Annotated in this window: 4 protein-coding genes; all 4 read right to left on the reverse strand. The window is 63.6% G+C overall.

From position 1 onward, the window contains the following. Entirely contained in the window at positions 1-1563 is a 1563-nt protein-coding gene (locus ACP7D4_RS16880; protein ID WP_426106916.1) for a TolC family protein, read from the reverse strand. A 112-nt stretch (positions 1564-1675) separates the two neighbouring features. After that, positions 1676-2389, reverse strand: a complete 714-nt coding sequence (locus tag ACP7D4_RS16885; protein WP_426106914.1) for a SapC family protein — start codon at positions 2387-2389, stop codon at positions 1676-1678. Between the two features lie 92 nt (positions 2390-2481). Beyond that, a complete protein-coding gene (locus ACP7D4_RS16890) occupies positions 2482-3018 on the reverse strand; it encodes a DUF1566 domain-containing protein (protein ID WP_426106913.1) in 537 nt (178 codons plus the stop codon). A gap of 44 nt (positions 3019-3062) precedes the next feature. Beyond that, positions 3063-4235, reverse strand: coding sequence for a DUF1566 domain-containing protein (locus tag ACP7D4_RS16895; RefSeq protein ID WP_426210258.1), 1173 nt, complete (start codon positions 4233-4235; stop codon positions 3063-3065). Between the last annotated feature and the right edge of the window lie 216 nt (positions 4236-4451).

The following is a 4451-nucleotide window of genomic DNA, read 5'->3' on the forward strand; positions in this document are numbered from 1 at the left end:
TCAGTCTTTCAAGGTAATGGCGTAGTGATCGAGCAGGCTGCCGTCGGCAAACAGCAGTGCGTCGTTGGCCTGGCCCAGGCGCGCCGCACTTTCAACCAGGCGCTGGCGGCTCTCGGTCAATTCCGATTCGCGCTGCAGCAGCTGCGACAGCGGCGCCATGCCGGCGTCGTAGCGCACTTTTTCAATGCGCAGCAATTCGTTGCGCAGGTCGATGTCGCCCTGCATGCGGGCCAGTTCATCCTGGCCGCCGCGCGCCTGGTCCCAGCGCGAGCGCACGTCGTTGCCCAAGGCGGTGCGGATCGAATCGATTTCGATGTTGGCCTGGCGCACGCGCGCCTCCTGGGCCCGGGCCTGCGAGCGGGCGCGCTGGTTGCCTTCCAGCGGCACTTCCACGTTCAGGCCGATCGACCAGTTCTGGTAGCGCGCCCCTTCGGTCACGGTGCGCGCAATATCGTTTTCATTGGAGAGGCCGGTATTCGAACGAGTGATCAGCAGGTCGAGCGTGGGCAAGCTCTGGTTGCGGGCGAAGTCGAGCCGCAGGCCGGCTTGCTCGGCGCGCAGTTGCGCAATGGACAGCGCCGGCCAGCGCTCGAGCGCATGCTCATAGCGCCACTTTGCGGTACCGAGGTTGAATGCGGTCGGATTCGGGGCGCCAGTCGGCAGCACCAGCGTGATGCCGCTTTGTTCCAGCCCGGCGATGTTGAGCACCGTGGCCAGGCGCGATTCGGCTTCGCGTACGCCCTGCTGGGCGCGGATCTGTTCCACTTCGCGCAGCAGCACCGCCGCCTTCGATTCGATGCCATTGCTGGCGGCCAGTTTGCCGGCGTCGATGCGCGCCGCCGTATCGGCCTGCACTTTTTGCGCGAAATCGAGTGCCCGCTGCCGGATGGCGCTCACTTCATGGGCGCGGTACAGCTGCCAGTACAGGGCCAGCGCATCGTTGCCGGTCTTGAGCAGTTGCTGGCGGTACTGCAGGGTGGCGATCCGGTATTCCAGGCGCGAGACGCGCAAGTCCGTCTCCACCACTTTGTTGCCGGCGCCCTTGAGCAGCGGTTGCTTGAAGTTGAGCACGATGGCGCCGTCGTATTCGGTGTCGCCGGCCGCGCCGCTGCCAATGATGTTGTTGCGCCGTTCGCGCAAGCGATAGCTCAGCGACAGGTCGGCGCCCGTCGGCAAGCGTTCGCGGATGCCCACTTCAGCGGTGGAATTGAGTTCGTCCAGCACGTTCAGGCGGCTGGTGGCAATGCTGGAAATGCGCTCTTCGACGGTGCGCTGGCGCTCTCCACCGTCGCGCCGCCCGTTGCCGAACAAGACCACTTCGTAGAGCGCTTCTTCAGCCTTGCTCAGTTCGCCCGCCACCTCGATCTGGGCGCGGCTGTAGCGCACTTCGGCGCTGCGGCTGACGACCAGTTGCAGCAACAGTTTGGGCGTGAGCGTGACGCTGCCGGCCAGCGGCTTGAGCACAGCGGGCGGGGGCGCGGCGCAGATGGCGGGCGTGACGGCGACGGTCGCCGCGGCGGCCACGGCCAGTGCCAGCAAGGTTATTCGGGTACGTGCAGACATGGCTTACCAGCAAAAGACAAATGGGGAATGACAAAAACAAACGCCGCCCGCAGAGCGCGGCCGGCGTCGGTGTGGCTGAAGCGCGCACTTGCGCGCGGCCAGCCGGCACAACTTACTTGGCCGATTTCTCGTCCTTGAGCATGACCAGGCGTTCGATCTGCGACAGCGATGTGAGCTGGGCGTAGATGGCAGGCAGGTAATGCTTGCGGCGCACGTCCAGGAACAGCTCGTCCGACAGATTGTTCAGGCGCTCTTCATTGATGACGTAGCAGCCGGAAATATTCTTGAACTGGTCATTCTGGCGCACGCGCATGTTCAGTGGAACGAACAGGTTGTGCTCCGCCAAAAACTTGCAGAATTCGGTGGTGACCGCATCCATCTGTTGCAGTTCTGACAGATAGCGCTTGACGTTCTCGATCACTTCGGTCGGCTCGCCTTTTTCGTTGAACAGTGGCTGGCCTTCGGTGTCATTGATCAGGTCGCTGCCCTCGTCGACGCACACCAGGAACCGGCCGTCTTCGCTTGCCTGCGACAAGGCGAACGGATAGCGGCGGATGATCGCCGGAATGTAGGAAGCTGCCCACTTGCCGTTGGCGTCGACGAACAGGTTCTCGCCAGCATCCAGACCCATCAGGGCAACCGGGCGGAACTCATCTTTTTCCTTGTCTTCGATAAACACCAGCGGATAAATCGCTGCCGACCTGACAAATTCGTGCGTTGTCACGTAAGCGATGTGGAATTTGGAAGCAAATTCAAAACCTTCAACCTGCTTGACTTTTTTCCCGGCGTGACGCTGCTGATTGACAGGAACGACTTGTTTAAACATGTAGATCTCCATTGGTTTGGTAAGGGTGGGACGCTGTGGTACAGCGGCCCGACATCAGTGTTCTTGCACATCCACGGCGCGCGCGCCGCCGTTCAGTTCCCGCCACGGACCAGTCGGATGTTTTTTGCTCCGGTCTTGAAGGCAGGACCCACGTCGCCAGCGTTGAAGTCGACATACCATGCGAGGGCAGCATTCAGCGCATAGGGCGACCCCGTCCAGAAGCTCTGGGCTGGCGTGCGGGAAAATACCGTGGCGTTGATTGCCGGGTTGGTGCACTTGCGTTCAACCAGCGTCGCCAGTTCATTGCGGTTCGGCAGGCGCCAGTCGTTCGCGCCTGCACCCAGTGTGGCGGACGCGGCATTGACGGTGGCGACGCGCGCCAGGGCCTCGGCCCAGGTGCCCGTCAGCACAGCGCCGGCGGCGCAATCGGCGCCGGACAAGCCTTCCGCGCAGCGCTTCCAGGTCAGCCCCGTGGCCTTGTCGAGAACGGTGTCGGTTGCGACAGTGAAACGGGTGTCCGGCGTGTCGGCGACGATGTCGGCGCCATTGCAGGCGGCCTGCGCCGACGGGACAATGGCTGCCAGCAGCGCGGCCAGTACGAGGGTGCGCTGACGCAATTGTTTATACATGGTGGCTCCGCGAGACATAGGTGAAGTAATGGCGCTCAAAGGGTTCACCGGCCACGGACCAGGCGGATGCGATTGGCTGTCGATTTGGCCTGCGCGGTAACGGCGCCGCTATTGAAGTCAACCGCCCACGCGCCCGCGCTGTCGCCCGCTTTTGGCGAATCGGTCCAGTAAGTGGCTGCGGCCTGGTTGGCAAACGCGGCGGGGATGGTCGGCGCAGCGCTCGCGCCGCTGTCGACAATGCCCGAGAGCTCGTCCGCGTGCGGCAGGCGCCAGTCAGAAAAACCGCAGGTGCGCTCGCTGTTGGCGGCCGCGACAAACGCATCGGTGTCGCACACGCTGCCGGTGCACACGCCGCCATTGCCGGTGCCGATGGCACCGCCGTTGGCCGCTGCCGCACTGCGCCAGGTATAGGTGGCGTTGGCGCTGTGTAAGCCGCTGGCAGTCTTGCCTTCCCAAACCAGCCCGGTCACGCCATCTTGCACGCAGCTTGAATTGGGCAAGGTGGTGAGCATGAAGGCTGACACTCGAAAGCCGCCCTGCCCTGTAATCGCTGCCGTGCCGTCGCGCCCAAGCTCGGCGTCTTGCCCGGCCAGGCCCGCCTGCGGACAAGCCAGGCCCACTGCAGCCAGGCTGGCGCAGGTGGTGATGCCGGTGTCGTTGATACGTTTGCTCAGTTCAAGCGTGCTGCTTGCGCTGGCGCGCAACAGGCCGCTCGCTACGCCGCTTGCGTTGCCATCGTTCCAGGCAAAGCTGAGCGTCTTGTCGGCGCTGCCCGCGCCGCTGCAAATGGCCAGATCGACCTGGCGGTTGACGGAGCCGGCGTCAAGCGTGAGGCGGCCGGTCGTGCTGGCCGCCGGCGTGGCGCTGACGTTGGAAGCTGCGACGACGAAAAAATCCACGCCGGGCGAACAGGCAATGCCGCCGGTGGCCCCGGTGATCGTAAAGCTCATGCCCACCGGGTAGGTTGCCGCCGCCAGAAGCGCCGGACGGAACGACAGCACAGCCTCCCCGGTCAGACCCTGGATGGCAACGCCGGAGTTTACCGCCAGCACGTCCGGCGGGGGCGGGACGACAACCGGCGGCTGCGCCGGCGCGGAACCGCCGCCACCGCCGCCGCCGCACGCGCTCAGCAATACGAGTGCAGTTCCGATCAGCGAGCGGCGCACCATTATCGCTGGCGCATGGCCGCGCTTGTTGGCAGTGTGTAGACAACGCATTCCGACCCCTTGTGACAGCCCGAGACAGTACGAGCGAAGGAGGCCAGTGTCGATGGCTTTTGGTTTTGCTGTCAAGTAATTTAACTAGAGCTGTAGGAATAAATCCACGCAGAGAGGGTAAGTCTGGCGGACGTGTATTGACATGCATGTACCATATCTTTACCCGACCGCCAGAATACCTGGCCCGCTTTGCCGCCTGATTGCTTGAAATCATGC

The sequence above is a fragment of the Massilia sp. TWP1-3-3 genome (assembly GCF_049897805.1).
GTDB lineage: Bacteria > Pseudomonadota > Gammaproteobacteria > Burkholderiales > Burkholderiaceae_D > Telluria_A.